This is a genomic window from Microbacterium sp. MMO-35, from assembly GCF_037147555.1.
In the GTDB taxonomy this organism is placed as follows: domain Bacteria; phylum Actinomycetota; class Actinomycetes; order Actinomycetales; family Microbacteriaceae; genus Microbacterium.
In genome coordinates this window covers 277,821-302,015 of record NZ_JBBCVH010000002.1, presented here as the reverse complement: position 1 = coordinate 302,015, position 24,195 = coordinate 277,821, and the positions used below count along the sequence as shown (strand labels likewise).

29 protein-coding genes are annotated in these 24,195 nt (G+C 70.2%); 17 read left to right on the top strand and 12 right to left on the bottom strand.

Going from position 1 to position 24,195, the window contains the following annotated elements; all coding sequences use genetic code 11:
• Nucleotides 1-11: 11 nt before the first annotated feature.
• Complete coding sequence (locus WFJ01_RS04765; protein ID WP_336628359.1) at nt 12-899, bottom strand: COX15/CtaA family protein; 888 nt, start codon at nt 897-899, stop codon at nt 12-14.
• A 330-nt stretch (nt 900-1,229) separates the two neighbouring features.
• On the opposite strand from WFJ01_RS04765, the gene sufB reads away from it, so the two are divergent.
• From sufB to WFJ01_RS04730, 7 genes are all read left to right on the top strand, one after another.
• Complete coding sequence (sufB, locus tag WFJ01_RS04760) at nt 1,230-2,648, top strand: Fe-S cluster assembly protein SufB (protein ID WP_251440253.1); 1,419 nt, start codon at nt 1,230-1,232, stop codon at nt 2,646-2,648.
• Nucleotide 2,649: 1 nt separating this feature from the next.
• Complete coding sequence (gene sufD, locus WFJ01_RS04755; RefSeq protein WP_336628358.1) at nt 2,650-3,852, top strand: Fe-S cluster assembly protein SufD; 1,203 nt, start codon at nt 2,650-2,652, stop codon at nt 3,850-3,852.
• On the top strand, nt 3,849-4,184 hold the full coding sequence (locus WFJ01_RS04750; protein ID WP_251440247.1) for a non-heme iron oxygenase ferredoxin subunit: 336 nt from the start codon (nt 3,849-3,851) through the stop codon (nt 4,182-4,184). The genes sufD and WFJ01_RS04750 overlap by 4 nt, the downstream gene beginning before the upstream one ends.
• A gap of 73 nt (nt 4,185-4,257) precedes the next feature.
• Entirely contained in the window at nt 4,258-5,028 is a 771-nt protein-coding gene (sufC, locus tag WFJ01_RS04745; protein ID WP_292886926.1) for a Fe-S cluster assembly ATPase SufC, read from the top strand.
• Between the two features lie 10 nt (nt 5,029-5,038).
• Nucleotides 5,039-5,368 carry a metal-sulfur cluster assembly factor gene (locus WFJ01_RS04740; RefSeq protein WP_045252088.1) on the top strand — a complete coding sequence of 110 codons (330 nt, stop codon included), beginning with the start codon at nt 5,039-5,041 and terminating at the stop codon, nt 5,366-5,368.
• A gap of 158 nt (nt 5,369-5,526) precedes the next feature.
• Nucleotides 5,527-6,696, top strand: a complete 1,170-nt coding sequence (locus WFJ01_RS04735) for a MalY/PatB family protein (RefSeq protein WP_336628357.1) — start codon at nt 5,527-5,529, stop codon at nt 6,694-6,696.
• Nucleotides 6,693-8,141: an MFS transporter gene (locus WFJ01_RS04730; RefSeq protein ID WP_336628356.1), complete on the top strand. Its 1,449-nt coding sequence runs from the start codon at nt 6,693-6,695 to the stop codon at nt 8,139-8,141. The genes WFJ01_RS04735 and WFJ01_RS04730 overlap by 4 nt, the downstream gene beginning before the upstream one ends.
• Here WFJ01_RS04730 and WFJ01_RS04725 read toward each other — a convergent pair.
• Complete coding sequence (locus tag WFJ01_RS04725; RefSeq protein ID WP_251440198.1) at nt 8,110-8,676, bottom strand: TetR family transcriptional regulator; 567 nt, start codon at nt 8,674-8,676, stop codon at nt 8,110-8,112. The genes WFJ01_RS04730 and WFJ01_RS04725 overlap by 32 nt on opposite strands.
• A 93-nt stretch (nt 8,677-8,769) precedes the next feature.
• Between WFJ01_RS04725 and WFJ01_RS04720 the strand changes: the two genes are divergently transcribed.
• The 4 genes from WFJ01_RS04720 to WFJ01_RS04705 all read left to right on the top strand — a co-directional run bounded on the left by WFJ01_RS04720 (nt 8,770) and on the right by WFJ01_RS04705 (nt 12,331).
• Nucleotides 8,770-9,339, top strand: a complete 570-nt coding sequence (locus tag WFJ01_RS04720) for a biotin transporter BioY (protein ID WP_336628355.1) — start codon at nt 8,770-8,772, stop codon at nt 9,337-9,339.
• Nucleotides 9,329-10,009: an energy-coupling factor ABC transporter ATP-binding protein gene (locus tag WFJ01_RS04715; RefSeq protein WP_336628354.1), complete on the top strand. Its 681-nt coding sequence runs from the start codon at nt 9,329-9,331 to the stop codon at nt 10,007-10,009. The genes WFJ01_RS04720 and WFJ01_RS04715 overlap by 11 nt, the downstream gene beginning before the upstream one ends.
• 10 nt (nt 10,010-10,019) lie before the next feature.
• Complete coding sequence (locus WFJ01_RS04710) at nt 10,020-10,625, top strand: CbiQ family ECF transporter T component (RefSeq protein ID WP_336628353.1); 606 nt, start codon at nt 10,020-10,022, stop codon at nt 10,623-10,625.
• A gap of 107 nt (nt 10,626-10,732) precedes the next feature.
• Nucleotides 10,733-12,331 (top strand): ABC-F family ATP-binding cassette domain-containing protein, encoded by a 1,599-nt coding sequence (locus WFJ01_RS04705; RefSeq protein ID WP_292886949.1) that lies wholly within the window; start codon nt 10,733-10,735, stop codon nt 12,329-12,331.
• A gap of 39 nt (nt 12,332-12,370) precedes the next feature.
• On the opposite strand, the gene WFJ01_RS04700 is transcribed toward WFJ01_RS04705, so the two are convergent.
• From WFJ01_RS04700 to WFJ01_RS04685, 4 genes are all read right to left on the bottom strand, one after another.
• Nucleotides 12,371-13,201: an SURF1 family cytochrome oxidase biogenesis protein gene (locus tag WFJ01_RS04700; RefSeq protein WP_251440187.1), complete on the bottom strand. Its 831-nt coding sequence runs from the start codon at nt 13,199-13,201 to the stop codon at nt 12,371-12,373.
• Nucleotides 13,198-13,416, bottom strand: coding sequence for a hypothetical protein (locus WFJ01_RS04695; protein WP_251440184.1), 219 nt, complete (start codon nt 13,414-13,416; stop codon nt 13,198-13,200). Before WFJ01_RS04695 ends, WFJ01_RS04700 begins: the two co-directional genes overlap by 4 nt.
• A complete protein-coding gene (locus tag WFJ01_RS04690) occupies nt 13,413-13,745 on the bottom strand; it encodes a DUF3099 domain-containing protein (RefSeq protein ID WP_336628352.1) in 333 nt (110 codons plus the stop codon). Before WFJ01_RS04690 ends, WFJ01_RS04695 begins: the two co-directional genes overlap by 4 nt.
• Before the next feature lie 76 nt (nt 13,746-13,821).
• On the bottom strand, nt 13,822-14,385 hold the full coding sequence (locus tag WFJ01_RS04685) for a DUF4190 domain-containing protein (protein WP_336628351.1): 564 nt from the start codon (nt 14,383-14,385) through the stop codon (nt 13,822-13,824).
• Nucleotides 14,386-14,520: 135 nt separating this feature from the next.
• Here WFJ01_RS04685 and WFJ01_RS04680 point away from each other — a divergent pair, with 135 nt between their 5' ends.
• Entirely contained in the window at nt 14,521-15,231 is a 711-nt protein-coding gene (locus WFJ01_RS04680; protein WP_292886963.1) for a beta-ketoacyl-ACP reductase, read from the top strand.
• Nucleotides 15,232-15,258: 27 nt separating this feature from the next.
• Here the strand turns inward: WFJ01_RS04680 and WFJ01_RS04675 are convergent, their stop codons facing one another.
• The 3 genes from WFJ01_RS04675 to WFJ01_RS04665 all read right to left on the bottom strand — a co-directional run bounded on the left by WFJ01_RS04675 (nt 15,259) and on the right by WFJ01_RS04665 (nt 17,951).
• On the bottom strand, nt 15,259-15,951 hold the full coding sequence (locus WFJ01_RS04675; protein WP_336628350.1) for an alpha/beta fold hydrolase: 693 nt from the start codon (nt 15,949-15,951) through the stop codon (nt 15,259-15,261).
• Between the two features lie 61 nt (nt 15,952-16,012).
• Nucleotides 16,013-16,648: a phosphoserine phosphatase SerB gene (gene serB / locus WFJ01_RS04670; RefSeq protein WP_336628349.1), complete on the bottom strand. Its 636-nt coding sequence runs from the start codon at nt 16,646-16,648 to the stop codon at nt 16,013-16,015.
• Nucleotides 16,649-16,706: 58 nt separating this feature from the next.
• Nucleotides 16,707-17,951 carry a glucose-1-phosphate adenylyltransferase gene (locus tag WFJ01_RS04665; RefSeq protein ID WP_251440167.1) on the bottom strand — a complete coding sequence of 415 codons (1,245 nt, stop codon included), beginning with the start codon at nt 17,949-17,951 and terminating at the stop codon, nt 16,707-16,709.
• Nucleotides 17,952-17,997: 46 nt separating this feature from the next.
• Between WFJ01_RS04665 and glgA the strand changes: the two genes are divergently transcribed.
• The 3 genes from glgA (at nt 17,998) to WFJ01_RS04650 (ending at nt 20,341) form a co-directional block, all read left to right on the top strand.
• A complete protein-coding gene (gene glgA / locus WFJ01_RS04660) occupies nt 17,998-19,188 on the top strand; it encodes a glycogen synthase (RefSeq protein ID WP_336628348.1) in 1,191 nt (396 codons plus the stop codon).
• Nucleotides 19,189-19,197: 9 nt separating this feature from the next.
• Nucleotides 19,198-19,986 (top strand): ABC transporter ATP-binding protein, encoded by a 789-nt coding sequence (locus WFJ01_RS04655; RefSeq protein WP_292886974.1) that lies wholly within the window; start codon nt 19,198-19,200, stop codon nt 19,984-19,986.
• Nucleotides 19,987-20,083: 97 nt separating this feature from the next.
• A complete protein-coding gene (locus tag WFJ01_RS04650) occupies nt 20,084-20,341 on the top strand; it encodes a type B 50S ribosomal protein L31 (RefSeq protein ID WP_292886977.1) in 258 nt (85 codons plus the stop codon).
• A gap of 60 nt (nt 20,342-20,401) precedes the next feature.
• Here WFJ01_RS04650 and WFJ01_RS04645 read toward each other — a convergent pair whose 3' ends face one another.
• A complete protein-coding gene (locus tag WFJ01_RS04645) occupies nt 20,402-20,695 on the bottom strand; it encodes a hypothetical protein (protein ID WP_292886980.1) in 294 nt (97 codons plus the stop codon).
• 41 nt (nt 20,696-20,736) lie between these two features.
• Nucleotides 20,737-21,483: a 3'-5' exonuclease gene (locus WFJ01_RS04640; protein ID WP_292886983.1), complete on the bottom strand. Its 747-nt coding sequence runs from the start codon at nt 21,481-21,483 to the stop codon at nt 20,737-20,739.
• Between the two features lie 98 nt (nt 21,484-21,581).
• Here WFJ01_RS04640 and WFJ01_RS04635 point away from each other — a divergent pair, with 98 nt between their 5' ends.
• Complete coding sequence (locus tag WFJ01_RS04635) at nt 21,582-22,481, top strand: alpha/beta fold hydrolase (RefSeq protein ID WP_336628347.1); 900 nt, start codon at nt 21,582-21,584, stop codon at nt 22,479-22,481.
• Here the strand turns inward: WFJ01_RS04635 and WFJ01_RS04630 are convergent.
• A complete protein-coding gene (locus WFJ01_RS04630) occupies nt 22,441-22,926 on the bottom strand; it encodes an Lrp/AsnC family transcriptional regulator (RefSeq protein WP_251440065.1) in 486 nt (161 codons plus the stop codon). The genes WFJ01_RS04635 and WFJ01_RS04630 overlap by 41 nt on opposite strands.
• A gap of 159 nt (nt 22,927-23,085) precedes the next feature.
• Between WFJ01_RS04630 and WFJ01_RS04625 the strand changes: the two genes are divergently transcribed.
• Nucleotides 23,086-24,195, top strand: a complete 1,110-nt coding sequence (locus tag WFJ01_RS04625) for a thiamine pyrophosphate-dependent enzyme (protein WP_292886989.1) — start codon at nt 23,086-23,088, stop codon at nt 24,193-24,195.

Genomic DNA, 24,195 nt, shown 5'->3' with positions numbered 1-24,195 from the left:
CGCCGGCGGGTTCAGGATGCGGTGCGGACTGCAGCCTCGGCCGCCGCCGACTCGGCCGGTCGCTTCAGCCGCAGCACGAGCACGGTGCACGCAGCGACGAGCACGGCCGCGAGCACCATGTGCACGCCCACCGCCAGCGGGGGCAGGGCGTTGCGGGCCTGATACAGACCCACGGCGATCTGCACCAGCTCGATGGCGAGCAGGGCGATCACCGCGCTCCGGATCTCCGTGAGGCCGGTCGCCAGGCTGATCACGAGCAGCGTGAGGGTGAGCGCGAAGAGCGCGTAGGCGGGCCAGGAGTGCACGTGCTCCAGGAGCGTCGCGTCGAAGCCGTTGCGCAGCGTGACCTCCGGATCGCCCGAGTGCGGGCCGGCGCCGGTGGTGAGCACTCCGACGAGCACGGTGAGCGCCAGGACGAACGACGTGACGTGCACGAGGATCGCGACGCCCTTCGGCACGGCCCGCTCGCGCGCTCCGCGCGGCTGGCCCATCCGCACCAGGAAGGCCGCGGACACGGCGACGAGCGCGAGCGAGACGAGGTAGTGGAAGGCGACCATGTTCGGGTGCAGGGCGAAGATCACGAGGATCCCGCCGACCGCGGCCTGCAGGAGCACCCCGGCGAACACGATCCAGGCCATGGTCCAGAGGTCCCTCCGCGCGGACCTGAAGCGCGAGACGAAGACGATGACGACGATCGCGGCGAGACCGACGAAGAAGCTCAGTCCGCGGTTCCCGAACTCGATGAGGGAGTGATAGCTCTGCTCCGCGGTGGGGAACAGCGAGTCCGGCGTGCACAGCGGCCACTCGCACCCCAGGCCGGAGTCGGTGAGCCGGACCGCTCCGCCGGTGCCGACGATCGCGACCTCGAGCACGAAGGACACCCAGGCGGCGATCTTCACGCGGAGATCCACACGGTCGGGGAGCCAATCGTGGACTCGGCCCAGGAATCCGGGGCGGGTGCGGGGCGCGGGCGGTGTCGCGATCTCGGGCATGGGTCCTCCGGATCCCTCCGCGCGAGGCCGAGAGGGCCCGGATGTCGGAGGGAACCTGTAGAATCGGGGGTGTGTGGCGATGACCGCGGAACTCGCGGGCAGCATCCTGCACAAGTTTAGGCGCGATTGCTTTGCGTCCATGATGAGGGCCCCAAGCGGCACCCGCTCTCCGCAGACTCGGCGGGATCGGCGGTGTGCCGGGGCGGATGAACCGTTACGGCCCAAGAGGAGAGTGTGATGTCGGATGTGCTGATCGACCGCCCGGAGCTGGATGGGCTGGGGGTGTACGAGTTCGGCTGGCACGACCCCGATGCCGCCGGCGCCAGCGCGCGGCGCGGCCTGAGCGAGGCCGTCGTGCGTGACATCTCGGCGCTCAAGAACGAGCCCGAGTGGATGCTGAAGACCCGTCTGAAGGGTCTGCAGCTGTTCGGTCGCAAGCCGATGCCGACCTGGGGCGCCGACCTCAGCGAGATCGACTTCGACAACATCAAGTACTTCGTGCGCTCGACCGAGAAGCAGGCGCAGAGCTGGGAGGACCTCCCGGAGGACATCCGGGAGACCTACGAGCGCCTCGGCATCCCGGAGGCGGAGCGTCAGCGTCTGGTCGCGGGCGTCGCCGCGCAGTACGAGTCCGAGGTCGTCTACCACCAGATCCGCGAGGACCTGGAGCAGCAGGGCGTCATCTTCATGGACACCGACACCGCGCTGCGCGAGCACCCCGAGTTCTTCCAGGAGTACTTCGGCACGGTCATCCCGGCCGGCGACAACAAGTTCGCCGCGCTGAACACGGCCGTGTGGTCCGGCGGATCCTTCGTCTACGTCCCCAAGGGCGTGCACGTGGAGATCCCGCTGCAGGCCTACTTCCGGATCAACACCGAGAACATGGGCCAGTTCGAGCGGACGCTGATCATCGCCGACGAGGACAGCTACGTGCACTACATCGAGGGCTGCACCGCGCCGATCTACAAGAGCGACTCCCTGCACTCGGCCGTGGTCGAGATCATCGTGAAGAAGAACGCCCGCGTGCGCTACACGACGATCCAGAACTGGTCGAACAACGTCTACAACCTCGTCACCAAGCGCGCCGTGGCGCACGAGGGCGCGACCATGGAGTGGGTCGACGGCAACATCGGCTCCAAGGTGACGATGAAGTACCCGTCGATCTACCTCATGGGCGAGCACGCGAAGGGCGAGACGCTCTCCGTCGCCTTCGCCGGCCCCGGTCAGCACCAGGACGCCGGCGCGAAGATGATCCACATGGCGCCGTACACGCAGTCGTCGATCGTCTCGAAGTCGATCGCCCGCGGCGGCGGCCGCGCCGGCTATCGCGGCGAGGTCCGCGTGGACGCGAACGCCCACCACTCCGCGAACACCGTGCGCTGCGATGCCCTGCTCGTGGACACCAAGTCCCGCAGCGACACGTACCCCGCGATCGACATCCGCGTCGACGACGTGCAGCTCGGGCACGAGGCGACGGTCTCGAAGGTCAGCGAGGAGCAGCTCTTCTACCTGCAGTCCCGCGGCATGCCCGAGGACGAGGCGATGGCGATGATCGTGCGCGGCTTCATCGAGCCGATCGCGCGCGAGCTGCCCATGGAGTACGCGATGGAACTGAACAAGCTCATCGAGATGGGCATGGAAGGATCGGTCGGCTGAGATGACGGCCCCCACTGCCGCGCCCGTCGAGGCGCAGGACACGCACGCCCACATCGACCCGGCCGCCCAGGTCTTCTCCGCGGACAAGACCGTCCCGGTGCAGACCCGGTCGGAACGGCCGTCTTCGTTCGACCCGGCCGACTTCGGCACCCCCACGGGGCGCGAGGTCAACTGGAAGCACACGCCGGTGGCCCAGCTCGCCGGGCTTCTGACCGACGAGGCCGGTGACGACTCCGCGCTGTCGATCGATCTCGACGACGTCGAGGCCTTCCTCGTGCCGGATGAGACCGACGCCTACGGCGAGTTCTTCCGCCCGGAGGATCTGCCGAGCGCCCTGGCCTGGAAGCACGCCCGCCGCGGCCTGCACGTGCGCATCCCGCAGGACGGCGAGATCGACGCGCCGATCGTCCTCCGCGTCGACGGCACGGACGCGGCCAAGCGCGCGTTCGGTCAGATCCTCATCGAGGCGATGCCGAATTCCCGCGCCACGGTGGTCCTCGACCACCACGGCGCAGCGCAGTACGCGCAGAACGTGGAGATCATCGCCCGGGACGGGTCGCAGCTCACGGTCGTCAGCGTGCAGCGCTGGGCCGATGAGGCGATCCATGCGGCCGCCCACCAGGCCCGCGTCGATCGCGACGCGTCGCTCACGCACTTCGTGGTGAGCTTCGGCGGCGGCATCGTGCGCGTGAACCCGAATGTGGAGCTCTCCGGATCCGGCTCCGAGGCCCGGCTCTACGGACTGTCCTACGCCGACGCCGGTCAGCACCTGGAGAGCCAGGTCTACCTGCACCACAAGGGCGCGCACACGGTCGGCGACGTGCTGTACAAGGGCGCGCTCCAGGGCGAGAGCGCACACAGCGTGTGGATCGGCGACGTGCTGATCGGTCCGGATGCCACCGGAACCGACTCCTACGAGGCCAACCGCAACCTGGTGCTCACCGAGGGCGCGCGCGCCGACTCGATCCCGAACCTGGAGATCGAGACCGGCGACATCCTCGGGGCCGGTCACGCCAGCGCCACCGGGCGCTTCGACGACGAGCAGCTGTTCTACCTCCAGGCTCGAGGCATCACGGAGGAGGAAGCGCGCCGTCTCGTCGTGCTCGGCTTCCTCAGCGACATCGTGCAGCGACTGGGCCTTCCCTCTCTGGAGGAGGAGCTCCTCGCCGCGATCGAGCTCGAGCTGCAGGCGGTGAACGCGTGACCGCGCAGCGGGCATGCGCGGTGAGCGAGCTGCAGGAGGACACTCCGCTGCGCGTCGAGCTCGACGGCGTGCCGATCGCGGTCGTGCTCGACTCCGAGGGTGAGATCCACGCGATCGGCGACACCTGCACGCACGGCGACATCTCGCTGTCGGAAGGGTTCGTCGAGGGCAAGACGCTCGAGTGCTGGGCCCACGGCTCGGCCTTCTCGCTGTGCTCCGGCAAGCCGCTGAACCTGCCGGCCTACGAGCCCGTCCCGGTCTATGTCACGGAGATCGTCGGAGACGACCTCATGATCGACCCCGCCGTCACGAAGGACGTCAGCGCTCTCTGAGCCCGTGCCAGAGCACGAGGCCGCGCGCGGCATCCGCACACGAAGCTTCACGAAAACCACGAAGGAATCATCCATGTCTGTCCTGGAGATCACCGATCTGCACGTCACCGTCGAGACCGAGGCGGGAACCACGCCGATCCTCAACGGCATCACCCTCACCATGCGCACGGGCGAGACCCACGCGATCATGGGCCCGAACGGCTCCGGCAAGTCGACCCTCGCCTACACGATCGCGGGCCACCCGAAGTACACCGTCACGGGCGGCACCATCACGCTCGACGGCGAGGACGTCCTCGCGATGAGCGTCGACGAGCGCGCCCGCGCCGGTCTCTTCCTCGCGATGCAGTACCCGGTGGAGATCCCCGGCGTCACCGTCACGAACTTCCTGCGCACGGCCAAGACCGCGCTGGACGGCGAGGCGCCCTCGATCCGTCAGTGGACAAAGGACGTCAAGGAATCCATGGCGAACCTGCGCATGGACCCGAAGTTCGCGCAGCGCAACGTCAACGAGGGCTTCTCCGGCGGAGAGAAGAAGCGTCACGAGATCCTCCAGCTCGAGGTGCTCAAGCCGAAGATCGCCGTGCTGGACGAGACCGACTCCGGCCTCGACGTCGACGCGCTGAAGATCGTTTCGGAGGGCGTCAACCGCGCCAAGGAGCACACGAACCTCGGCGTGCTGCTCATCACGCACTACACCCGGATCCTGCGCTACATCCGCCCCGACTACGTGCACGTGGTCGTCGCGGGCAAGATCGTCGAGGAGGGCGGCGCGGAGCTCGCCGACCGTCTCGAGGACGAGGGGTACGACCGGTTCCTCGACCCCAGCGCTCCCATCGAAGCGTAGGCTGGAAGCCATGACGGCAACGCTGACCGGAGAGAAGTACGACGAGGTCACCGAGGCGCTCAAGGACGTCGTTGATCCCGAGCTCGGGATCAACGTCGTCGACCTCGGTCTCATCTACGACCTCTCCTGGGACGAGGAAAACGACGCCCTCGTCATCCACATGACGCTCACGAGCGCCGGGTGCCCGCTGACCGACGTGCTCGAGGAGCAGACCGGTCAGGCGCTGGACGACGTCGTCGACCGCTTCCGCATCAACTGGGTGTGGATGCCGCCGTGGGGCCCCGAGCGGATCACCGATGACGGACGCGACCAGATGCGCGCCCTCGGCTTCGCGATCTGACCTGTAGACGCACACGACGACGGCTCGACGCTGCAACACGGCGCCGGGCCGTCGTCGTGTCGGGCCGCCACGCCGCACGGGGACTGCCTGCATCCGAGGTCTGACGCCGTGTGACGCGGGCTGCCCGCTCGCCGTTCCGGCGTCGATAGGCTCGGAGGGTGACCACCGCCGCCCGTACCGCACTGCGCGCCCTGCCGCTCGATCAGCTCCGCCGCCGCACCAGCACCAAGTGGCGCACCTACCCGGAGGACGTGCTCCCGTTGTTCGTCGCCGAGACGGACTTCCCCCTCGCGGACGCGATCACGGCACGGCTGCGCACCGCGGTGGAACTGGGGGACACGGGCTACACGCCGCCGGACCCCGGGATCCGCTCCGCCTTCGCGGCCTACGCGGAGCGCCGTTTCGGCTGGACCGTGCAGCCCGAGCGGATCCGCTCCACCTGCGATGTGATGATGGGCGTCGTCGAGATCCTGCGGGCCGTGCTCGCCCCGGGCGACCGCGTGATCGTCGCGCCGCCCGTCTACCCGCCCTTCTTCGACTGCGTGGAAGAGGCCGGCGGCGTCGCCGAGCGCGTTCCCCTCGTCGATGTCGACGGATCCTGGGTCCTGGATCTGGCGGGGATCGAGCGGGCACTGGCCCGCGGCGCGCGCGCCGTGCTGCTCTGCAACCCGCACAACCCGACCGGCACCGTGCACAGCAGAGCGGTACTGGCACGCCTCGCCGAGCTCGCCGCCGCGCACGGAGCGGTCGTCGTGAGCGATGAGATCCATGCCCCGCTCGTGCAGCCGGGCATCGACTACACGCCCTTCCTGGCCGCCTCGCCGGTCGCGGCGGAGATCGGCTACACGGTCACGAGCGCGAGCAAGGCGTACAACCTCGCGGGTCTCAAGTGCGCAGTCATGGTGACGGCGAGCGAGAAGACGGCGGCGGTCGTCCGCGGGCTCCCGCCCGAGGTCGAGTGGCGCACGGGCCTGTTCGGCGCGTTGGCGGCGGTGGCCGCCTGGGCGCCGGAGAGCGACGCGTGGCTGGATGCGCTGCTGGTGGCGCTCGATGACAACCGGCGACTCCTCGGGCGGCTACTCGCCGAGCACCTGCCGGAGGCGGGGTACCGTCTTCCCGATGCCGGCTATCTCGCCTGGGTCGACCTCAGGGACCTCGGCTGGGGCGATGATCCCGCCGGGCGGATCCTCCGGGAGGCCCGTGTGGCGCTCAACCGCGGACCGACGTTCGGCGAAGAGGGACGAGGCCACGTGCGCATCAATCTGGGATGCTCCCCGGAGGTGCTCACCGAGGCCGTGCTCCGCATCGCTGCCCTGGTGCGTCGGTGACGGCGGCCGCGGCTGCGGCGACGGTCTGGGACCGGGATCGCCTGGGGATCACCGTCGGCTCCGTCGTGCTGATCTTCCTCGGAGCGATCGAGGCGCTGGCGGTGACCACGGTCATGCCGCTGGTCGCCGCCGACCTGCACGGCGAGGCGCTCTACGCGGTCGCCTTCGCCGGGACGCTGGCGACCGGCGTGATCGGCATGGTCTCCGCGGGAGCGTGGAGCGACCGATCGGGACCCCGGGCGCCGCTGTACACCGCGGTCGTGCTGTTCATCGTCGGCCTGCTCATCGCCGGGATCGCGACGGACATGTACGTGCTGATCCTCGGACGCCTCATCCAGGGGCTCGGGGCCGGCGGCCAGGTCGTCGCCCTGTATGTGGTCGTCGCACGCGTGTATCCGCCGCACCTCCACGGAGGGATCTTCGCCGCCTTCGCCGCCGCCTGGGTGGTCCCGTCGATGATCGGACCCTTCCTCGCCGGCGCGGTCGCGCAGTTCCTGCACTGGCGCTGGACCTTCCTCGGCGTCGCCGTGCTGACCGCGGTCGCCTTCGCGCTCGTCGCGGTGAAGCTCCGCGCGGTCGACCTCGACGCCCATCCGCAGAACGGTGCGGGCACCGAACCGGCCGCGGTGGAGGGGGACGCACGGTCCGGCACCACGACCGGCGGGATCGCGCGCCGCATCCTGCTCGCCGTCGTGGTCGCGATCGCCGCCGTCGCGGTCGGGTTCGCGGCCGAGGCGCCGGCGCCGTTCGGATGGCCGCTCGCCCTCGGATCCGTGCTCGTCATCGTGCTCTCGATCCGGCCGCTGCTGCCGAGGGGGACACTGCGCGCGGCACCGCGCCTGCCGAGCGTGATCCTGATGCGCGGCCTGATCGCAGGGGCGTTCTTCGCGGCGGAGACCTACGTCCCGAAGATGCTCATGGACCGCTTTGACTTCACGCCGACCATCGCCGGCCTCTCGCTCACTGCGGCGGCCCTCGCCTGGTCCGCCGCGTCGGCCGTGCAGGGGAAGTACGGCGACCGCCTCGGCAGCCGCCGCACGGTACTCATCTCCACGGCAGGATTGCTCGTCGCACTCATCGGCCTGGTCCTGGTCGCGGCGACGGCGACGATGCCCTGGGCCGTCGTCGTGCTGTGGGGGATCGCCGGCGGCGCGATGGGACTGGTCTACCCGCGCCTCAACGTGCTGATGCTGGCGTACTCGACGCCCTCGGACGAAGGGTTCAACTCCTCGGCATTGTCGATCTCCGACTCCACGGGGTCGGCCGTGACCATCGCGGTCGCAGGGCTGCTGTTCTTCGCTCTGCCGATCGCCGGCTCCGGCTTCCCCGCCGTGTTCGCTCTCGCGTCCGTCGTGCTGCTGCTCGCGGCGATCCCGGGCTCCCGGATCGGAGACGGTCCCCGTGCAGGGACCGTCAGTGCAGCGCCGGAGCCGCCCCGAGGCTGAACAGGGCGATCCCGGTCGCGAAGACGGCGGCGTCCCGCGCGTCGTCGTCGAGCACCTCCGTCGTGCGGGCTGCCCCGTAGCTCTCGCCGTGCATGCGCTGCTGGACGAGCGTCGTGTGCCCCAGCACGAACTGCAGCACCGCGGTGGCCGCGAGGTCGGGGTCGTCGAGATGCGACGGCAGCGCACGCAGCAGCACGTCCTGCGCCCGCGAACGACCGGGGCGCAGCGCCGCCGAGCTGATCACGATCTCTGCGCCGTCGCGATGGGCGAGGAGCGCATCGCGCACCGCCCGCGCCGCGTCGATCAGGGGCTCGCCCTCGGCGGGTTCGGGGATGCGCGCGAGGATGCGATCGGAGACGGCGGCGAGCAGGTCCTGCTTGCTGTCGAAGTGCCAGTACAGGGCGCTCGCCTGCACGTCGAGCTCGGTCGCGAGGCGGCGCATGGTCAGATCGGGCAGCCCGTAGCGGTCCAGCAGCTCGAGCGCGACGCCGATGATGTGCTCGCGGTCGTGTCGACCGGTGCGCGGAGGAGTCATGCTCCGAGTATAGTGAACACCGTTCAGGTGAACAGTATTCAGGACTGGCCCGCAGGGGCCGAGCACACGACTTCAGATCCGAAAGGGACCGCCATGACGACGAACGCCCGCCCGTGGGGTGCCGACGCCGCCCGTATCGCCGTGTTCGCGGCGCTGATCATCGCTCTGGGGCTCGTGATCGTCCCGTTGCCCGGGGGAGTGCCCATCACCGGCCAGACCCTCGGGGTGATGCTCGCCGGGCTCATCCTCGGTCCGCGCCTCGCCCCGCTCGCCGTCCTCGCCGTCCTCGCCCTCGCTGCGGCCGGCCTGCCCGTGCTCGCCGGCGGCCGAGGCGGCCTCGGTGTGTTCGTCGGCCCCAGCGCCGGCTACCTCCTGGGGTGGCTCGCGGGAGTGGTCGTGATCGGCCTCATCCTGGGCACGCGGCGCATCACCTGGTGGCGCGCGGGAATCGCCGCCGTGGTGGGCGGAATCGGCGTCGTGTATCTGTTCGGGATCCCGGTGCAGGCGCTCGTGACGGGCGTGCCCCTGGCGCCCACGGCGCTGTCGAGCCTCGTGTTCCTCCCCGGAGACCTCATCAAGGCCGTCGCGGCCACCGTGCTCTGCGTCGCGCTGCAGCGGGCCTATCCGCGTGCCTTCGCGCGGACGGCGCTTCGTGTCGCCTGACGTCGAGCTGCGCTCGGTCACGCTGGGGGTGGAGGGGCGCACGATCCTCGACGACGTCTCGGTGCGGCTGACCACACGCCGGACGGCGGTGATCGGCGCGAACGGATCCGGCAAGTCGAGTCTCGTCCGTCTGCTCAACGGCCTGCAGGTCGCGACCTCGGGAACGGTGCGCGTGGCGGGGCTCGACCCGGCACGCGACGTGCAGGCGGTGCGGCGCCATGTGGGGTTCGTGTTCGCGGATCCCGAGGCGCAGATCCTGATGCCGACCCCGGCCGAGGACCTCGCGCTGTCGCTGCGCGGCGTGCCAGCGCAGGAGCGGACGGCGCGGGTCGACGAGGCCCTCGATCTGTGCGGGCTCGCGACGCTGCGCGACGCGCCCGTGTCCGACCTGTCCGGAGGGCAGAAGCAGCTGCTCGCGCTGACCTCGGTGCTGATCGGCCGGCCGGGACTGGTCGTCGCGGATGAGCCGACCACGCGCCTCGATCTGCGCAACAGCCGGCGCATCGGCGACGCCCTGATCGAAGACCTGCCGGTGCCGCTCGTGCTCGTCACCCACGACCTCGATCTGGTGCGCCGCTGCGACGAAGCCGTCCTCATCGAGGGCGGTCGCGTCCACGCACAGGGTGCGCCGGACGACGTGATCGCGGACTACCTGCAGTTGTGCGGCTGAGAGCGTCGTCATGATCTCGCTGTATCGCCCAGGATCCGGACTGCTGCATCGCATCCCGGCCGGGGTCAAGCTCGCGGTTCTCGCGGTCGTCGCCTTCGGCATCTCCTTCCTCCCGGCGGCACCTGCGATGATCGTGCCGATCCTCGTCGGCGTCGCCGGCGCGAGCCTGCTCTTCCCGCTCGCCGGTCTCGGGATGCGCGAGCTCGGCGCGGCGTGGTGGCGGCTGCGCTGGCTGATCCTCACCCTCGGCGCCGCGCTGGGCGTGTTCGTCGGAGCTCCGGCGGCCATCGTGAACACGGGCCGGCTCGTGATCCTCCTGCTGCTGGCGGAGCTGCTCACCCGCACCACCCGGACGAGCGCGCTCATGGCGACGATCGTCCGGCTGCTGCGCCCTCTCCGGGCCCTGGGAGTCGACGTCGACGCCGTGGCGCTCGTGCTCTCGCTCACCCTGACGATGGTGCCGGTGGTCGGCGGCTTCGTCCGCGCCGTGCGTGAAGCGCAGGACGCCAGGGGGGTGCGGCTCGGTCTGCGTTCGGCACTCCCGATCCTGGTGCGGACGATGCGCCACGCCGATGCCGTGGGGGAGGCACTGGCTGCACGCGGTCTGGCGCCCTGAGCCGGCGGGCGCGTCGGCGGTCGGTCGGCGTCCTCCCGGACGCGCGGCCTATACTGGGAGGCTGGCCATCCGGCCGCCCACCCCCTGCTGAAGAACGGACGTCTGCTGTGCTCGCCGTGCACGACCTCGAGATCCGCGTGGGAGCGCGACTCCTCATGGAGAACGTGTCCTTCCGCGTCGCCGACGGCGACAAGATCGGTCTCGTCGGCCGCAACGGCGCCGGCAAGACCACGCTGACGAAGGTGCTCGCGGGGGATCTCATCCCCGCCGACGGGAAGGTGGAGCGCAGCGGCGAGCTCGGATACCTGCCGCAGGACCCGCGATCCGGGGATCCGGAGATGCTCGCGCGCACCCGCATCCTCGATGCGCGCGGCCTGGGATCCCTCACGCTGCGGATCCGCGAGGCCTCCGAGGCCATGGGATCCGAGGACGCGGCGGTGGCGGAGAAGGCCATGCGGCAGTTCGGCAACCTCACCGAGCGCTTCGAGGCGCTCGGCGGCTACGCGGCCGAGGCGGAGGCCGCCTCGATCGCGCACAACCTCTCGCTGCCGGACCGGATCCTCGACCAGCCTCTGAAGACCCTGTCCGGCGGTCAGCGCCGGCGCATCGAGCTCGCGCGGATCCTGTTCTCCGACGCGGAGACGATGATCCTCGACGAGCCCACGAACCACCTCGACGCGGACAGCGTCGTGTGGCTGCGCGAGTTCCTCAAGGGGTACAAGGGCGGGCTGATCGTGATCAGCCACGACGTCGAGCTCGTCGGCGAGACCGTGAACCGGGTGTTCTACCTGGATGCGAACCGTCAGATGATCGACATCTACAACATGAACTGGAAGAACTACCTCCGCCAGCGCGTCGCCGATGAGGAGCGCCGCAAGAAGGAGCGTGCCAACGCCGAGAAGAAGGCGACCTCGCTGCAGCAGCAGGCGGCCCGCTTCGGCGCCAAGGCCAGCAAGGCCGCTGCCGCCCACCAGATGGTGGCCCGCGCGGAGAAGCTGCTCTCGGGGCTCGAGGAGGTGCGCCAGGTCGACCGGGTCGCCAAGCTGCGCTTCCCGAAGCCCGCCCCGTGCGGCAAGACGCCGCTCATGGCATCGGGACTGTCGAAGTCCTACGGCTCGCTGGAGATCTTCACCGATGTGGACCTCGCGATCGACCGCGGCTCCAAGGTCGTCGTGCTGGGCCTCAACGGCGCCGGCAAGACGACGCTGCTGCGGATCCTCGCGGGAGTCGATCAGCCCGACACCGGGCAGCTCGAGCCGGGCCACGGCCTCAAGGTCGGGTACTACGCGCAGGAGCACGAGAACCTCGACGTGTCCCGCTCCGTCCTGGAGAACATGATGTCCTCCGCCCCCGATCTCAACGAGACGGAGGCGCGCAAGGTGCTGGGCTCGTTCCTGTTCACCGGCGAGGACGTGCACAAGCCCGCAGGCGTGCTCTCGGGAGGCGAGAAGACCCGTCTCTCGCTCGCGACGCTCGTCGTCTCCGCGGCCAACATGCTGCTGCTCGACGAGCCCACGAACAACCTCGATCCGGCCTCTCGCGAGGAGATCCTCGGCGCGCTGGCGCACTACGAGGGTGCGGTCGTGCTGGTCTCGCACGACCCCGGTGCCGTGGAGTCGCTCAACCCGGAGCGCGTGCTCATCCTGCCCGACGGTGTCGAGGACATCTGGAGCAAGGAGTATCAGGAGCTCATCGAGCTGGCCTGATCGAGATCCCCGGGTCCTCGTTCGCGCGGAGTCCCGGGGTCAGCGCGTCTCGACGGCGTCGAGGAGCGCGTCCTCGTCGTCCATGTCGCGGTCGCGCCGGCGTCGGGGACCTCGCGGCGGCCGTCCGGCGGCCTCGTCCCGATGCTTGTGCACCTCCGTGCGGATCACGTATCCGATGAAGATGAAGCCCATGATCGCGAAGAGGATCCACTGGATCGCGTAGGACAGGAACGGGCCAGGATCATCGGACGGCGCCTCGAACGCGTGCGGACGTGTGGCGGGCGCAGGGGACTCGCTGACGAGCTCGCCGTAGGCCCCGGTGTCGACGGCCGCGCCGTCGCCGATCTTGTCCGCCACGAGGGCGAGGTTGATGCTGGGAACCTGGCCCTCTGGCGCGCCGCGTCCCGAGGGAGGCAGCGGCTCGGCCGGGCGCAGCCGGGCGATGACCGTGGTCTCGCCCGAGGGCGGCGCCGGGATCGACGTCGGCACATCGGATCCGTCGCCCGCGATGACCCAGCCCCGGTTCACGATGAAGACCCGCCCGTCGTCGGTGCGGAACGGCACGAGGACCTCGAAGGCGCTGGTGCCGCCGTGCGGGCGATTGCGCACCAGGAGCTGTCCTGCCGGCTCGTACTGCCCGTGCACCTGCACGGGGTGCCACTGCGACTTCTCCGGGAGAGCTTCGCCGGGGGAGAGCAGCTGACCGAGCGGGACGGGCTTCGCGTCGTAGTTGCGCTGTACCAGCTCGAGCTGGGTCTGACGGCCTTCGTTGCGTGAGAACTGCCAGTTCGACAGGTACGCGCAGACGATCGCGAACACGATCGCCACGGCGAGGTAGGCGCTCCAGCGGAGCAGGCGCTGGCGCATCATTCGTGCTCGCCCTCTCCGACGGCGGCGTCGATGCGCGCCGGGAAGTCACGGGCCCGCAGATAGTCGTAGAGGAATCGAAGGTGCTCGTCGCATGCGAGCCAGACCTTCTCGCGCTCAGGCCCGTGGATGCGCGGGTTGCGCCAGACGATGCGGTGCGTCGCCGCAGCGCGGCACCCCGCCCGGGAGCATTTCAGCTCCGGATCCGGCGCGTTCATGCGTTCGGCTCGGCAGACCGCGCGGGCGTCTCGGCGAGGGTGATCACCTGACGGTCGGGGGAGGGAGCCTCGCTGCGCTCAGCCGGCCGCTCGAGCTCGATGAGCGGCGACTCGACCTCGTTCGGGACCGAGTCGTCCCCCGCGTTCGCGAAGACGACCGCGATGTAGGGGAGTACGGCGGCGGCGATCGCGAAGACCCAGGTCCACCAGCCCATCGGCTGCACGGTGAAGACGAGGATGAAGCACACCGTGCGGATCCCCATGGTGATCGCATAGTGGCGCACGCGGTCGCGCGCCTCGTCGCGCGGGGCGCGCGGGAGCGAAGTCACGGCGGCGTCTGGAGTCCTTCTCACGATGACTCCAGCCTACGCCGCCGTGACCCGCAGAGTCGTCTCCGCGACGCACTCAGTAGCCGCTGTTGGCGCCCTGGGAGATGCCGTAGACGATCAGCATGAGGAAGCCGATGCCGATGATGAGGTTGAGACCCGCACCGACGTAGCCGAGGATCACACCGGTCAGGGCGATGCCCTTCCCGCCGAGAGCCGGATCCCGCTTGACCCTCCCGAGCGCCATGTGTCCCGTGATGATCGCGGTCACGGCCGCCAGGAACGGCAGCACGATGTACGCGAGCCAGAACAGCACCACACCGGCGATGCCGCAGATGAGCGCGGTGATCGCCAGCCCGTTGGACTTCAGCGGCGCCGGATAGGGCTGACCGTAGGGCGGCGCGTACGACGCGCCGGGGTATCCCTGCGTCGTGGGTGCGGCGCCCGGGTAGGCCTGTGCCGGCGGGGTGGCGCCGGGATAGACCGGCGCCGGCTGCTGGGGCGCGGCTCCCGGATAGCCGGGGGTCGGCTGCTGCTGGGGAGCTGCGCCGGGGTACGCGGGCTGCTGGGGCGGCACCGGGGCGCCCGGGTATGCGGGGGGCTGCTGCCCCGGGGGCGGGTACCCGCCGTTGTCGTTGCTCATGCGCTTCCTCGCCGTCGTTCGTAAAGATCGTGTTCACCACAAAGATTTCCGTGCCGTCAGGGCCGTGTCAATTCCTGACGCCGAGTCGGCTCGCTAGGCTTGCCTGCCGTACACCTCGATTCTTGGGAGCCCCGCATGAGCACTGATCGCGTCGTCCTGGTCACCGGCGGAAACCGCGGCATCGGCCGCGCGATCGCCGAGCGCTTCGTGCGGGACGGCTATCGGGTCGCTGTCACCGCGCGCAGCGGCGAGGGCCCGGAGGGAACGCTCACCGTCCGCGCGGACGTGACGGACTCCGCGGCCGTGGATGCGGCCTTCACCGAGGTCGAGCAGAAGCTCGGCCCTGTCGAGATCGTCGTCGCGAACGCGGGCATCACCAAGGACACCCTGCTGCTGCGCATGTCGGAGGACGACTTCGACAGCGTCGTCTCCACCAACCTCGGCGGGTCCTTCCGCGTCGTCAAGCGTGCGTCCAAGGGAATGCTCAAAGCCCGTTTCGGTCGCGTGATCCTCATCTCCAGCGTGGTCGGCCTGTACGGCTCCGCCGGGCAGATCAACTACGCCGCGTCCAAGAGCGCGCTCGTCGGCTTCGCGCGCTCCCTCACCCGGGAGCTGGGCGGGCGCGGCATCACCGCGAACGTCGTGGCCCCCGGCTTCATCGAGACCGACATGACGGCGGAGCTCCCCGAGGAGACGCAGAAGCAGTACAAGGCGAGCATCCCGGCGGGCCGCTTCGCATCGGCCGACGAGGTCGCCGGCGTCGTCACCTGGCTCGCCTCGGACGACTCCGGCTACATCTCGGGCGCGGTGATCCCGGTCGACGGCGGCCTCGGCATGGGGCACTGACGCCCGGGTCGACGCGACGGCGGTCGGTCAGCGCGTGGCCGCCACGAGCAGCTCGGCGAGCCGCTCGGGAGCCGAGAACTGCGGCCAGTGACCGGATCCGATGCGCACGACCTCCGCGTCCTTGATGCTGCGGTACTCCTCCCAGTAGGACTCCCACTGGCCGAGGAAGGACTCCAGCTCATCCTGCGTGGGCGAGCCCATGAGCAGGGTGACGGGGACGTCGTAGCGGCGCCCGTCCGCGAGCGGGATCGGATCGGTCGGCACGTGCCGGGGCACGCTCTTCGTCGTGAGGGCCTTGGCCGCCCTGGTCGGCTCATCGAGGTCGGCGACGTCGTCGGCGTCGAAGAACCCCCAACCGGGGAACGGGATGACGCCGTCGACGACGGGGAACTCGCTGATCCCGCTGCCGGACGGAGGCGGGACGGTGTCGACGAACACCGCGCGCCGGACGCGGTCGGGGCGGGCGTCCGCCGCGCCCCAGATGACGTTGCCGCCGCCGGAGTGCCCGACGAGGACCACGTCGCCCGGAGCGGCGTCGATGGCGGCGACGACCGCAGCGATCCAATCCGTGAGCCGGATGTCGGAGGAGCCGGCGGCGGGCGATCCGACACCCGGCATCGTGAGCGCGTGCGGTTCGTGTCCGGCGGCGCGGAGAGCGGGGAGCACGGGCTCCCAGGAGTCGGCGTCGAGCCAGAGACCGGGAACGAGGATGATGTCCATGCCTCGACGCTAGGGGGAGCCTCCGACATCGCGCCAGTGCCACCGGCGCGGAGGACACCCGTCAGGGGAGCAGCGGTACGACCTGGGCGAGGTCGACGGGGCCGATCACGAGCGACGCGGCCGCACGCACCGCCGGCTTCGCGTTGAACGCGAGGCCGAGCCCGGCGGCCGCCATCATCTGCAGGTCGTTCGCGCCGTCGCCGATCGCGATGGTGGCGTGCGGAGCGACGCCGAGTTCCGCCGCCCACTCGCGGAGCGAGGCCGCCTTGGCCGCCGCATCCACGATCTCGCCCTGCACGCGTCCCGTCAGCGCATCGTCGTGCACCTCGAGCCGGTTCGCGCGCCAGCGGTCGACGCCGAGCGCGGGCGCCACCGCGTCCAGGATCTCGTGGAAGCCTCCGGACACCACGCCGACGACGCCGTGACGGGCGTGGACCTCGTCGATCAGCGTGCGCACGCCGGGGGTCGGCTCGATCCGCTGCCGCACCCGGTCGAACGCAGTCGTCGGCACCCCGGCGAGAGCCGAGACGCGGGAGCGGAGGCTCGTGGCGAAGTCGACCTCGCCGCGCATCGCCGCCTCGGTCGCCGCCTGGACCTCGGCGCGACGTCCGGCCTCGTCGGCGAGGAGTTCGATCACCTCGTTGCGGATGAGCGTGGAATCGGCATCGAGGACGACGAGGAAGCGCGCGGAGGTCACCCGTCGAGGGTATCCGCCGCACCGGGCGTCATCAAACCGTGTGTCGCGCGCGGCGACGTCAGCGCTCGATCCGCATGCCCTTGCCGACGACCGTGAGCCCCGTCTCCGTGATGGTGAAGCCGCGATCGAGGTCGCGTTCGCGGTCCACGCCGACGGTCGCCCCGTCCAGCAGCACCACGTTCTTGTCGAGGATGGCGCGATGAACGCGTGCGCCCTGTCCGACGCGCACCCCGTCGAAGAGCACGGAGTCTGTGATCGTCGATCCCCCCGCCGCGAGCGTCCACGGGCCGACGACGCTGCGTTCGAGATGTGTGCCGGAGAGCACCGAGCCGAGCGACACGATGGAGTCGATCGCGTTGCCGATCCGTCCGACCGAGTCGCGCACGAACTTGGCCGGCGGCGAGTTGACCGCCTGCGAGTGGATCGGCCACTCCATGTTGTAGAGGTTGAAGATCGGCAGCGTCGAGATGAGATCCATGTGCGCGTCGAAGAACGACTCGATGGTGCCCACGTCCCGCCAGTAGGAGCGGTCGCGGGGGGAGGATCCCGGGACCTCGTTCTGCTTCATGTCGTAGAAGCCCGCTTCGCCGCGGTTCACGAAGTACGGCACGATGTCGCCGCCCATGTCGTGGTTCGAGCCGGCGAGCTCTCCGTCGGCCTCGACCGCCTCGATGAGCGCATCGGCGTCGAAGACGTAGTTGCCCATCGAGGCGAGCACCTCGTGCGGAGAGTCGGGCAGCCCGGTCGGGTCGGACGGCTTCTCCAGGAACTGGCTGATGCGCCCGGAGTCTCCGTCCGCGATGTCGATCACACCGAACTGGGAGGCGAGGGCGAGGGGCTGCCGGATCCCCGCGACGGTCGCCCGCGCCCCGGAGGCGATGTGCGCGTCGATCATCTGCTGGAAGTCCATCCGGTAGACGTGGTCGGCGCCGATGACCACGACGATGTCGGGCTTCTCATCGAGGATCAGGTTCATGCTCTGCAGGATCGCGTCCGCCGAGCCCGAGAACCAGCGCTTGCCCAGACGCTGCTGAGCGGGCACGGAGGCCACGTAGGAGTCGAGCAGGGCCGACATCCGCCAGGTCTGCGAGATGTGGCGGTCGAGACTGTGGGATTTGTACTGCGTGAGCACGACGATCTGGCGCAGACCCGAATTGATGAGGTTGGAGATCGCGAAATCGATCAATCGGTACTGCCCACCGAACGGCACTGCGGGCTTGGCCCGATCCGCCGTCAGGGGCATGAGCCGCTTGCCCTCGCCGCCGGCGAGGATGATCCCGAAAACCTTCTTTGGTGCCGACATGCGTCCACCATAGAGCCACGTCGACGCGATGTACTACCTTCAGGACATGCGCGTCGACATCATCACCAAGGAGTACCCGCCGGAGATCTACGGAGGGGCCGGTGTGCACGTCGCAGAACTGGTGAAAGCCCTGCGTTCCGGCGCCGACGTGCGCGTGCGCGCCTTCGGGGCGGACCGGGATGAACAGGATGTGACGGCTTATCGGACACCTGTCGAACTCGCCGATGCGAACGCCGCTCTGCAGACGCTCGGCACGGATCTCGACATGGTGCCGGACGTCGCCGGCGCCGATGTCGTGCACAGCCACACCTGGTACGCGAACTTCGCAGGACACATCGCCGCGCAGCTGCACGGCATCCCGCATGTCCTCACGGCGCACAGCCTCGAGCCCCTGCGCCCCTGGAAGGCCGAGCAGCTCGGCGGCGGCTACGCGGTCTCCAGCGGCATCGAGCGTTTGGCCTACGAGAACGCCGCCGCGATCATCGCGGTGAGCGGGGGGATGCGCAACGACATCCTGCGCGCCTACCCGCAGGTGGATCCTGCCAGAGTTCACGTGATCTACAACGGCATCGATGTCGACGCCTGGCATCCGGTCCACGACGCCGATGTGCTGGCGAAGCACGGGATCGACCCGTCGCGCCCCTCGGTGGTGTTCGTCGGACGGATCACCCGGCAGAAGGGGCTCCCGTACTTCCTGCGGGCCGCCGAGAAGCTGCCCCCGGAGGTGCAGCTGGTGCTCTGCGCCGGGGCGCCCGACACGCCGGAGATCATGGACGAGGTGCGCGGCCTCGTGTCCGACCTCACCGCCACGCGCACCGGGGTGGTCTGGATCGAGGAGTTCCTGCCGCGCCACGAGCTGTCCGCGATCCTGACGGCCGCGACCACCTTCGTCTGCCCCTCGGTCTACGAGCCCCTCGGGATCGTGAACCTGGAGGCCATGGCGTGCGGCGCCGCGGTGGTCGGCACCGCGACCGGGGGCATCCCGGAAGTGGTGGTCGACGGCGTGACCGGGCGGCTGGTGCCGATCGAGCAGGTGCAGGACGGCACGGGGACCCCGGTCGACCCCGAGCGCTTCGTGTCGGACCTCGCCGCCACGCTCACCGAGGTCGTCTCCGACCCCGCGCGAGCGAAGGCATACGGGGAGGCCGGCCGGCAGCGGGCGGCGGCCGACTTCAGCTGGGCCGCGATCGCCGACACGACCCGGGCGCTCTACGAGGAGCTCACGGCCCGACGATAGGCTGAGGGCATGTCTGCCGTCCTCGAATTCTCGGACGTCGTGGTGCGCCGCGACGGTCGCAACATCGTCGATCACCTCTCCTGGACCGTCGAGGACGACCAGCGCTGGGTGGTGCTCGGGCCCAACGGCGCGGGCAAGACCACGCTCCTGCAGCTGGCGGACACGCTGATGCATCCGACGCAGGGGCGCGTCGACATCCTGGGCGAGACGCTCGGGCGCACCGACGTGTTCGAGATCCGCCCGCGGATCGGCTTCGCCTCCTCGGCGATGGCCCGCCGGATCCCGGCGGACGAGACCGTGCTCAACACGGTGATGACGGCGGCCTACTCCGTGATGGGCCGCTGGAACGAGTCCTACGAGTCGCTCGACGAGCGCCGCGCTCTCCGGGTGCTCGAGCAGTGGCATCTGGAGCACCTCGCCGAGCGCCACTTCGGGACCCTCAGCGACGGCGAGCAGAAGCGGGTTCAGATCGCCCGCGCCGTGATGACGGATCCGGAGCTCCTGCTGCTGGACGAGCCGAGCGCGAGCCTCGACCTCGGCGCCCGCGAGGAGCTGCTGGCCCTGCTCAGTGGGTTCGCCCAGTCCCCGACGACCCCGGCGATGGTGATGGTGACGCACCACGTCGAGGAGATCCCCGTCGGGTTCACGCATGTCCTGCTGCTGCGCGACGGTGCGATCGTCGCCGCGGGTCCCATCGAGCAGACGCTCACCGCGGAGGCGCTGAGCGAGGCCTTCGCGATGCCGATCGCCCTGGACCGGACCGCGGGACGCTACGCGGCGCGTGCCGCTGGTTCCTGAGTCCGTCGAAGGACTGGTAGAATCGACCCTTGGTGCACTCTGCACCGCAGACTTCCCTCGCCCCTGGCACAATCCAGGGCACCACGTAAGGAATCCCATGAAGACTGACATCCACCCCGAGTACCAGGCCGTCGTTTTCCGCGACCTCGGTTCCGGAGACACGTTCCTGACCCGTTCGACGGTCACCAGCGACAAGACGATCGAGCTCGACGGCGTGGAGTACCCCGTCATCGACGTCGAGATCTCCTCGGCCTCGCACCCGTTCTACACGGGCAAGCAGCGCATCATGGACTCGGCCGGTCGCGTCGAGAAGTTCAACCAGCGCTTCAAGAACTTCGGCGGTTCCGGCAAGTAATCGCCCCTGCGAAGGCCCCGCTCCGGCGGGGCCTTCGTCGTGTTCCGGGGCGTGCCCGTCTCAGAGGTCGATGCGGATCCGGTCACCGTCGATGCCCCAGGGGGGATCGCCCGGAGCGGGGGCAGGTGCCGTCCGCCGCGTCTGCCGGTCGCGCTCCGATCCGGCCTCCGCCGAACCGGGGGAGAAGACACTGTCGAACGCGCCGCCGAGGCCCCCGCCGCGCGTGGGGTAGCGGTTCTCGAACGGTCCGGGACGGAGGAGCGTCCAGGCCGCGAACCCGAGAACGTAGAGGCCGAAGGCGATCGGCAGCACCGCTGCGCTCCAGCCCAGCACCGTCTTCAGGACGCCGTCCATGCCTGCAGCGTACGCCCAACCGCTGAGTGGGGGATCCGTCCTCAGAGGGACATCTCGGAGGGGTCTCTGCGGCGCTGATCCCCTTCGCGCACCGGCCACCGGCCGTCGACGCGCTCCGTCGGATCGATGCGGCCGATCCGCACGAAGTAGTCGGTGAGACTCGCGGCCTGGGCACGGGCCCAGCTGATCTGCCGCGTGTGCAGCTCGCCTGCGCTGGCGGGGAGCGGGAAGCGCTGCGCGAGCGCCTGTGCGACCCGTCCGGCTGCGACGGCGTCGGCAGAGGCGTCATGCGCCCCGACGAGATCGACGCGGTAGTGGGCGGCGACGATCTCCAGCGTGCGCTTGCCGGGCCGGTAGCGGTCGTAGGCCTTGTCGATGACGAGCGGGTCGATCACCGGCGCCGGATCCTCCAGCGGTGCGATCCGGTGGCGGCGCGCCTCATGCGCGAGCAGGGAGAAGTCGAACGCGGCGTTGTACGCCACGACGGGGATGCCGCGCTCGAGCAGCGACCGCAGCGCCGCGACGACACCGGCGATGACCTGCGGCGCGGGAGCGCCGTCGCGCTGGGCGCGCTCGGACGTGATCCCGTGGATCGCGGTCGCGCCCGCCGGGATGGGCACGCCGGGATCGGCGAGCCAGGTGCGCGCGGCGATCTCGGATCCGTGCTGGTCGAGCACGCCCACATGCGCGGTGACGATCCGATCGCGGGTGACGTCGATACCGGTGGTCTCGAGGTCGAACACGCCGACGCGCGTCAGCCACGGAGGCAGAGGCGTCGACGGGGTCATGACGCCCACCGTAGGACGGGCTCCCGACATCCCGGCGGCGGCGCGCGGCGTCCAGGCGACGCACGGGCGGGGCGCGACGCCGACCGTAGACTCGAGGCATGCCCGTTCCCTCGCCGTATGCCGCCCGCCTGGACCGCATCCCGGTGCAGCGCCACGAGGCCGAGGTGCTCGGCGGGCGCACCGCATACTGGGTCTACGGCCCGGAGGACGCCGAGGTCACCGTTCTCGCCGTGCACGGCTTCCGCGGCGAGCACCACGGACTCGAGCCCGTCGTGGCGCACCTGCCCGGGGTGCGGGTGATCATGCCGGATCTGCCGGGGTTCGGCGAGACCGCGCCGTTGCCGGGACGCGTGCACGACATCGACGCCTATGCCGCCTGGCTCACGGAGTTCGCCGGCACGGTGGCTCCGGGGGCGGTCGTCCTCGGGCACTCGTTCGGATCCATCGTCGCGTCTGCGGCTGTCGCGGGCGGGCTGCGGACACCGCGCCTGATCCTGGTCAACCCGATCGGCGCGCCGGCGCTCGAGGGCCCGAAGGCCGTGCTCACCCGGCTGGCGATCCTCTACTACGCGCTGGGTGCGCGGCTGCCCGAGGGGATCGGGACCGAGCTGCTGCGCAACCGCGTCATCGTGCGCGTCATGAGCGTCGCGATGGCGAAGACCGCGGATCCGGAGCTGCGCCGCTTCGTGCACGATCAGCACGACACCTACTTCTCACGGTTCTCCGACCGCGAGGTGCTCAGTCAGGCGTTCCGCACCAGCGTCTCCCACGACGTGCGCGAGTTCGCTCCGCGCATCGAGGTTCCCACGCTCCTCGTGGCGGCTCAGCGCGACGACATCACGCCGATCGAGGCGGAACGTCACCTGGCGACCCTGTTCCCCGATGCCGAGCTGACCGAAATCGCGCACGTCGGGCATCTCATCCACTATGAGACGCCCGCCGAGGCCGCCGGGGCGATCAGGCGGTTCCTCCGGCCTCTCGCCGTGCCAGCCCCATGAGACCGCCGACGCGGAACGGGATGACCTCGCCCATCGCGAGGGACGTCTCGGTCCTCTCGACGCCGTCGATGGACAGGATGCGCGCGTCGGTGTCGAAGAGATGGCGGGCATCCCGGCAGGCGACGAGGGCGAGCAGATCGATGGACCCGCTGAGCCCGTGCGCCTGCACGACCTCGGGCACGCGCGCGAGCTCGGCGATGATCCGAGGCAGCTCGGTCTGCCGCACGCCGATGCTCACGAACGCCTGCAGCGGGTAGCCCAGCACCGCGGGGGAGAAGGCGCGTTCGTACGGCAGGAACACCCCGGTCTGCTCCAAGCGGGCCATGCGCGCCTGGATCGTGTTGCGGGAGAGCCGGAGCTTCTCGGCCATCGCGACCACCGTCGTGCGGGGGTCGGCGGAGAGCATCTCGAGAATGTCGAGATCGGTGCGATCGAGGGTTGCCATGTTGCCAAAGGCTAGCAGTCGACGATGGCGCCTGACTTGGCAACATGCTCAAGCAGAGCGTCATTGCTTGAGCGACGTGTGAACCAGACGTACGCTCGAGCCACAGCGAAGACGCATCGGATTCGGCTCACGAGGGCGGATCCACTGAGGAGGACGAAGATGTCTACCCACCTTGATCCCATCACCGTCACCGGAATCGGGCTCGACGAGCCCGCCGCACTCATCGACGCCCAGGGCCGCCGCCGTGCGGATGCGCGTCTCGCCCCGTTCGCCGCCGACGTCACCTCCGACCAGCTGCTCTCGCTGCTCCGCGACATGGTGGTGCTGCGCCGCCTGGACGCCGAGGGAGTCGCGCTGCAGCGCCAGGGCCAGCTGGGGCTCTGGGCCCCGTGTCAGGGGCAGGAGGCCGCGCAGATCGGCTCAGCCCGCGCGCTCCGCGACGACGACGTCGTGTTCCCCAGCTATCGCGAGACCGGCGTGATGCTCGCGCGCGGCGCGCAGCCGGGCGACTACGTGCGCATGTGGCGTGGCGAGGAGGGCGCGGCCTACGACCCCGCCGTGATGCACATGGCCCCGCTGCAGATCATCATCGGCGCGCAGACGCTGCACGCGGTCGGCTACGCCCTCGGCATCCTGCACGACGGCTCGGACCAGGCCGCCGTGACCTACTTCGGCGACGGTGCGACGAGTCAGGGCGATGTGAACGAGGCGATGGTGTTCGCCTCCTCCTACCGCGCACCGGTCGTCTTCATCTGCCAGAACAACCACTGGGCGATCTCCGAGCCGGTCGCGGTGCAGTCGCAGCACCCGATCGCCGGACGCGCCCCGGGCTTCGGCATCCCCAGCATGAGGGTGGACGGGAACGACGTGCTCGCCGTGTTCGCCGCCACGCGCTGGGCGCTCGATCAGGCCCGCGGCGGATCCCCGGCGTTCCTGGAGCTGGTCACCTACCGGATGGGACCGCACACGACCGCAGACGACCCCACCCGCTACCGCGACCCCGCGGAGCTGGAGTACTGGCGCGGCAAGGATCCGCTGGCTCGGCTCGAGACCCTGCTGCGTGCGGAGGGCGTGCTCACCGACGAGATCGCGGCGGGCTTCGCCGCCGAGGCGGACGAGACCGCGATGCGAATGCGCAGCGCGTGCCTGAGCATGACGACGCGCGAGCCGCTCGCGGTCTTCGACGGCGTCTACGCGGAGCCGCACACCGGACTCGCCGAGGAGCGCGCGGACTACGCCCGCTACCTCGACACCCTCGCGGAGGCGTGA

Excerpts from the sequence above, each read along its gene's own strand:
- sufB (WP_251440253.1), top strand. The coding sequence starts at position 1,230 with ATGTCGGATGTGCTGATCGACCGCCCGGAGCTGGATGGGCTGGGGGTG.
- sufD (WP_336628358.1), top strand. The coding sequence starts at position 2,650 with ATGACGGCCCCCACTGCCGCGCCCGTCGAGGCGCAGGACACGCACGCC.
- sufC (WP_292886926.1), top strand. The coding sequence starts at position 4,258 with ATGTCTGTCCTGGAGATCACCGATCTGCACGTCACCGTCGAGACCGAG.
- WFJ01_RS04740 (WP_045252088.1), top strand. The coding sequence starts at position 5,039 with ATGACGGCAACGCTGACCGGAGAGAAGTACGACGAGGTCACCGAGGCG.
- WFJ01_RS04725 (WP_251440198.1), bottom strand. The coding sequence starts at position 8,676 with ATGACTCCTCCGCGCACCGGTCGACACGACCGCGAGCACATCATCGGC.
- WFJ01_RS04720 (WP_336628355.1), top strand. The coding sequence starts at position 8,770 with ATGACGACGAACGCCCGCCCGTGGGGTGCCGACGCCGCCCGTATCGCC.
- WFJ01_RS04710 (WP_336628353.1), top strand. The coding sequence starts at position 10,020 with ATGATCTCGCTGTATCGCCCAGGATCCGGACTGCTGCATCGCATCCCG.
- WFJ01_RS04700 (WP_251440187.1), bottom strand. The coding sequence starts at position 13,201 with ATGATGCGCCAGCGCCTGCTCCGCTGGAGCGCCTACCTCGCCGTGGCG.
- WFJ01_RS04695 (WP_251440184.1), bottom strand. The coding sequence starts at position 13,416 with ATGAACGCGCCGGATCCGGAGCTGAAATGCTCCCGGGCGGGGTGCCGC.
- WFJ01_RS04685 (WP_336628351.1), bottom strand. The coding sequence starts at position 14,385 with ATGAGCAACGACAACGGCGGGTACCCGCCCCCGGGGCAGCAGCCCCCC.
- WFJ01_RS04680 (WP_292886963.1), top strand. The coding sequence starts at position 14,521 with ATGAGCACTGATCGCGTCGTCCTGGTCACCGGCGGAAACCGCGGCATC.
- WFJ01_RS04675 (WP_336628350.1), bottom strand. The coding sequence starts at position 15,951 with ATGGACATCATCCTCGTTCCCGGTCTCTGGCTCGACGCCGACTCCTGG.
- WFJ01_RS04665 (WP_251440167.1), bottom strand. The coding sequence starts at position 17,951 with ATGTCGGCACCAAAGAAGGTTTTCGGGATCATCCTCGCCGGCGGCGAG.
- glgA (WP_336628348.1), top strand. The coding sequence starts at position 17,998 with ATGCGCGTCGACATCATCACCAAGGAGTACCCGCCGGAGATCTACGGA.
- WFJ01_RS04655 (WP_292886974.1), top strand. The coding sequence starts at position 19,198 with ATGTCTGCCGTCCTCGAATTCTCGGACGTCGTGGTGCGCCGCGACGGT.
- WFJ01_RS04650 (WP_292886977.1), top strand. The coding sequence starts at position 20,084 with ATGAAGACTGACATCCACCCCGAGTACCAGGCCGTCGTTTTCCGCGAC.
- WFJ01_RS04645 (WP_292886980.1), bottom strand. The coding sequence starts at position 20,695 with ATGGACGGCGTCCTGAAGACGGTGCTGGGCTGGAGCGCAGCGGTGCTG.
- WFJ01_RS04640 (WP_292886983.1), bottom strand. The coding sequence starts at position 21,483 with ATGACCCCGTCGACGCCTCTGCCTCCGTGGCTGACGCGCGTCGGCGTG.
- WFJ01_RS04635 (WP_336628347.1), top strand. The coding sequence starts at position 21,582 with ATGCCCGTTCCCTCGCCGTATGCCGCCCGCCTGGACCGCATCCCGGTG.
- WFJ01_RS04630 (WP_251440065.1), bottom strand. The coding sequence starts at position 22,926 with ATGGCAACCCTCGATCGCACCGATCTCGACATTCTCGAGATGCTCTCC.
- WFJ01_RS04625 (WP_292886989.1), top strand. The coding sequence starts at position 23,086 with ATGTCTACCCACCTTGATCCCATCACCGTCACCGGAATCGGGCTCGAC.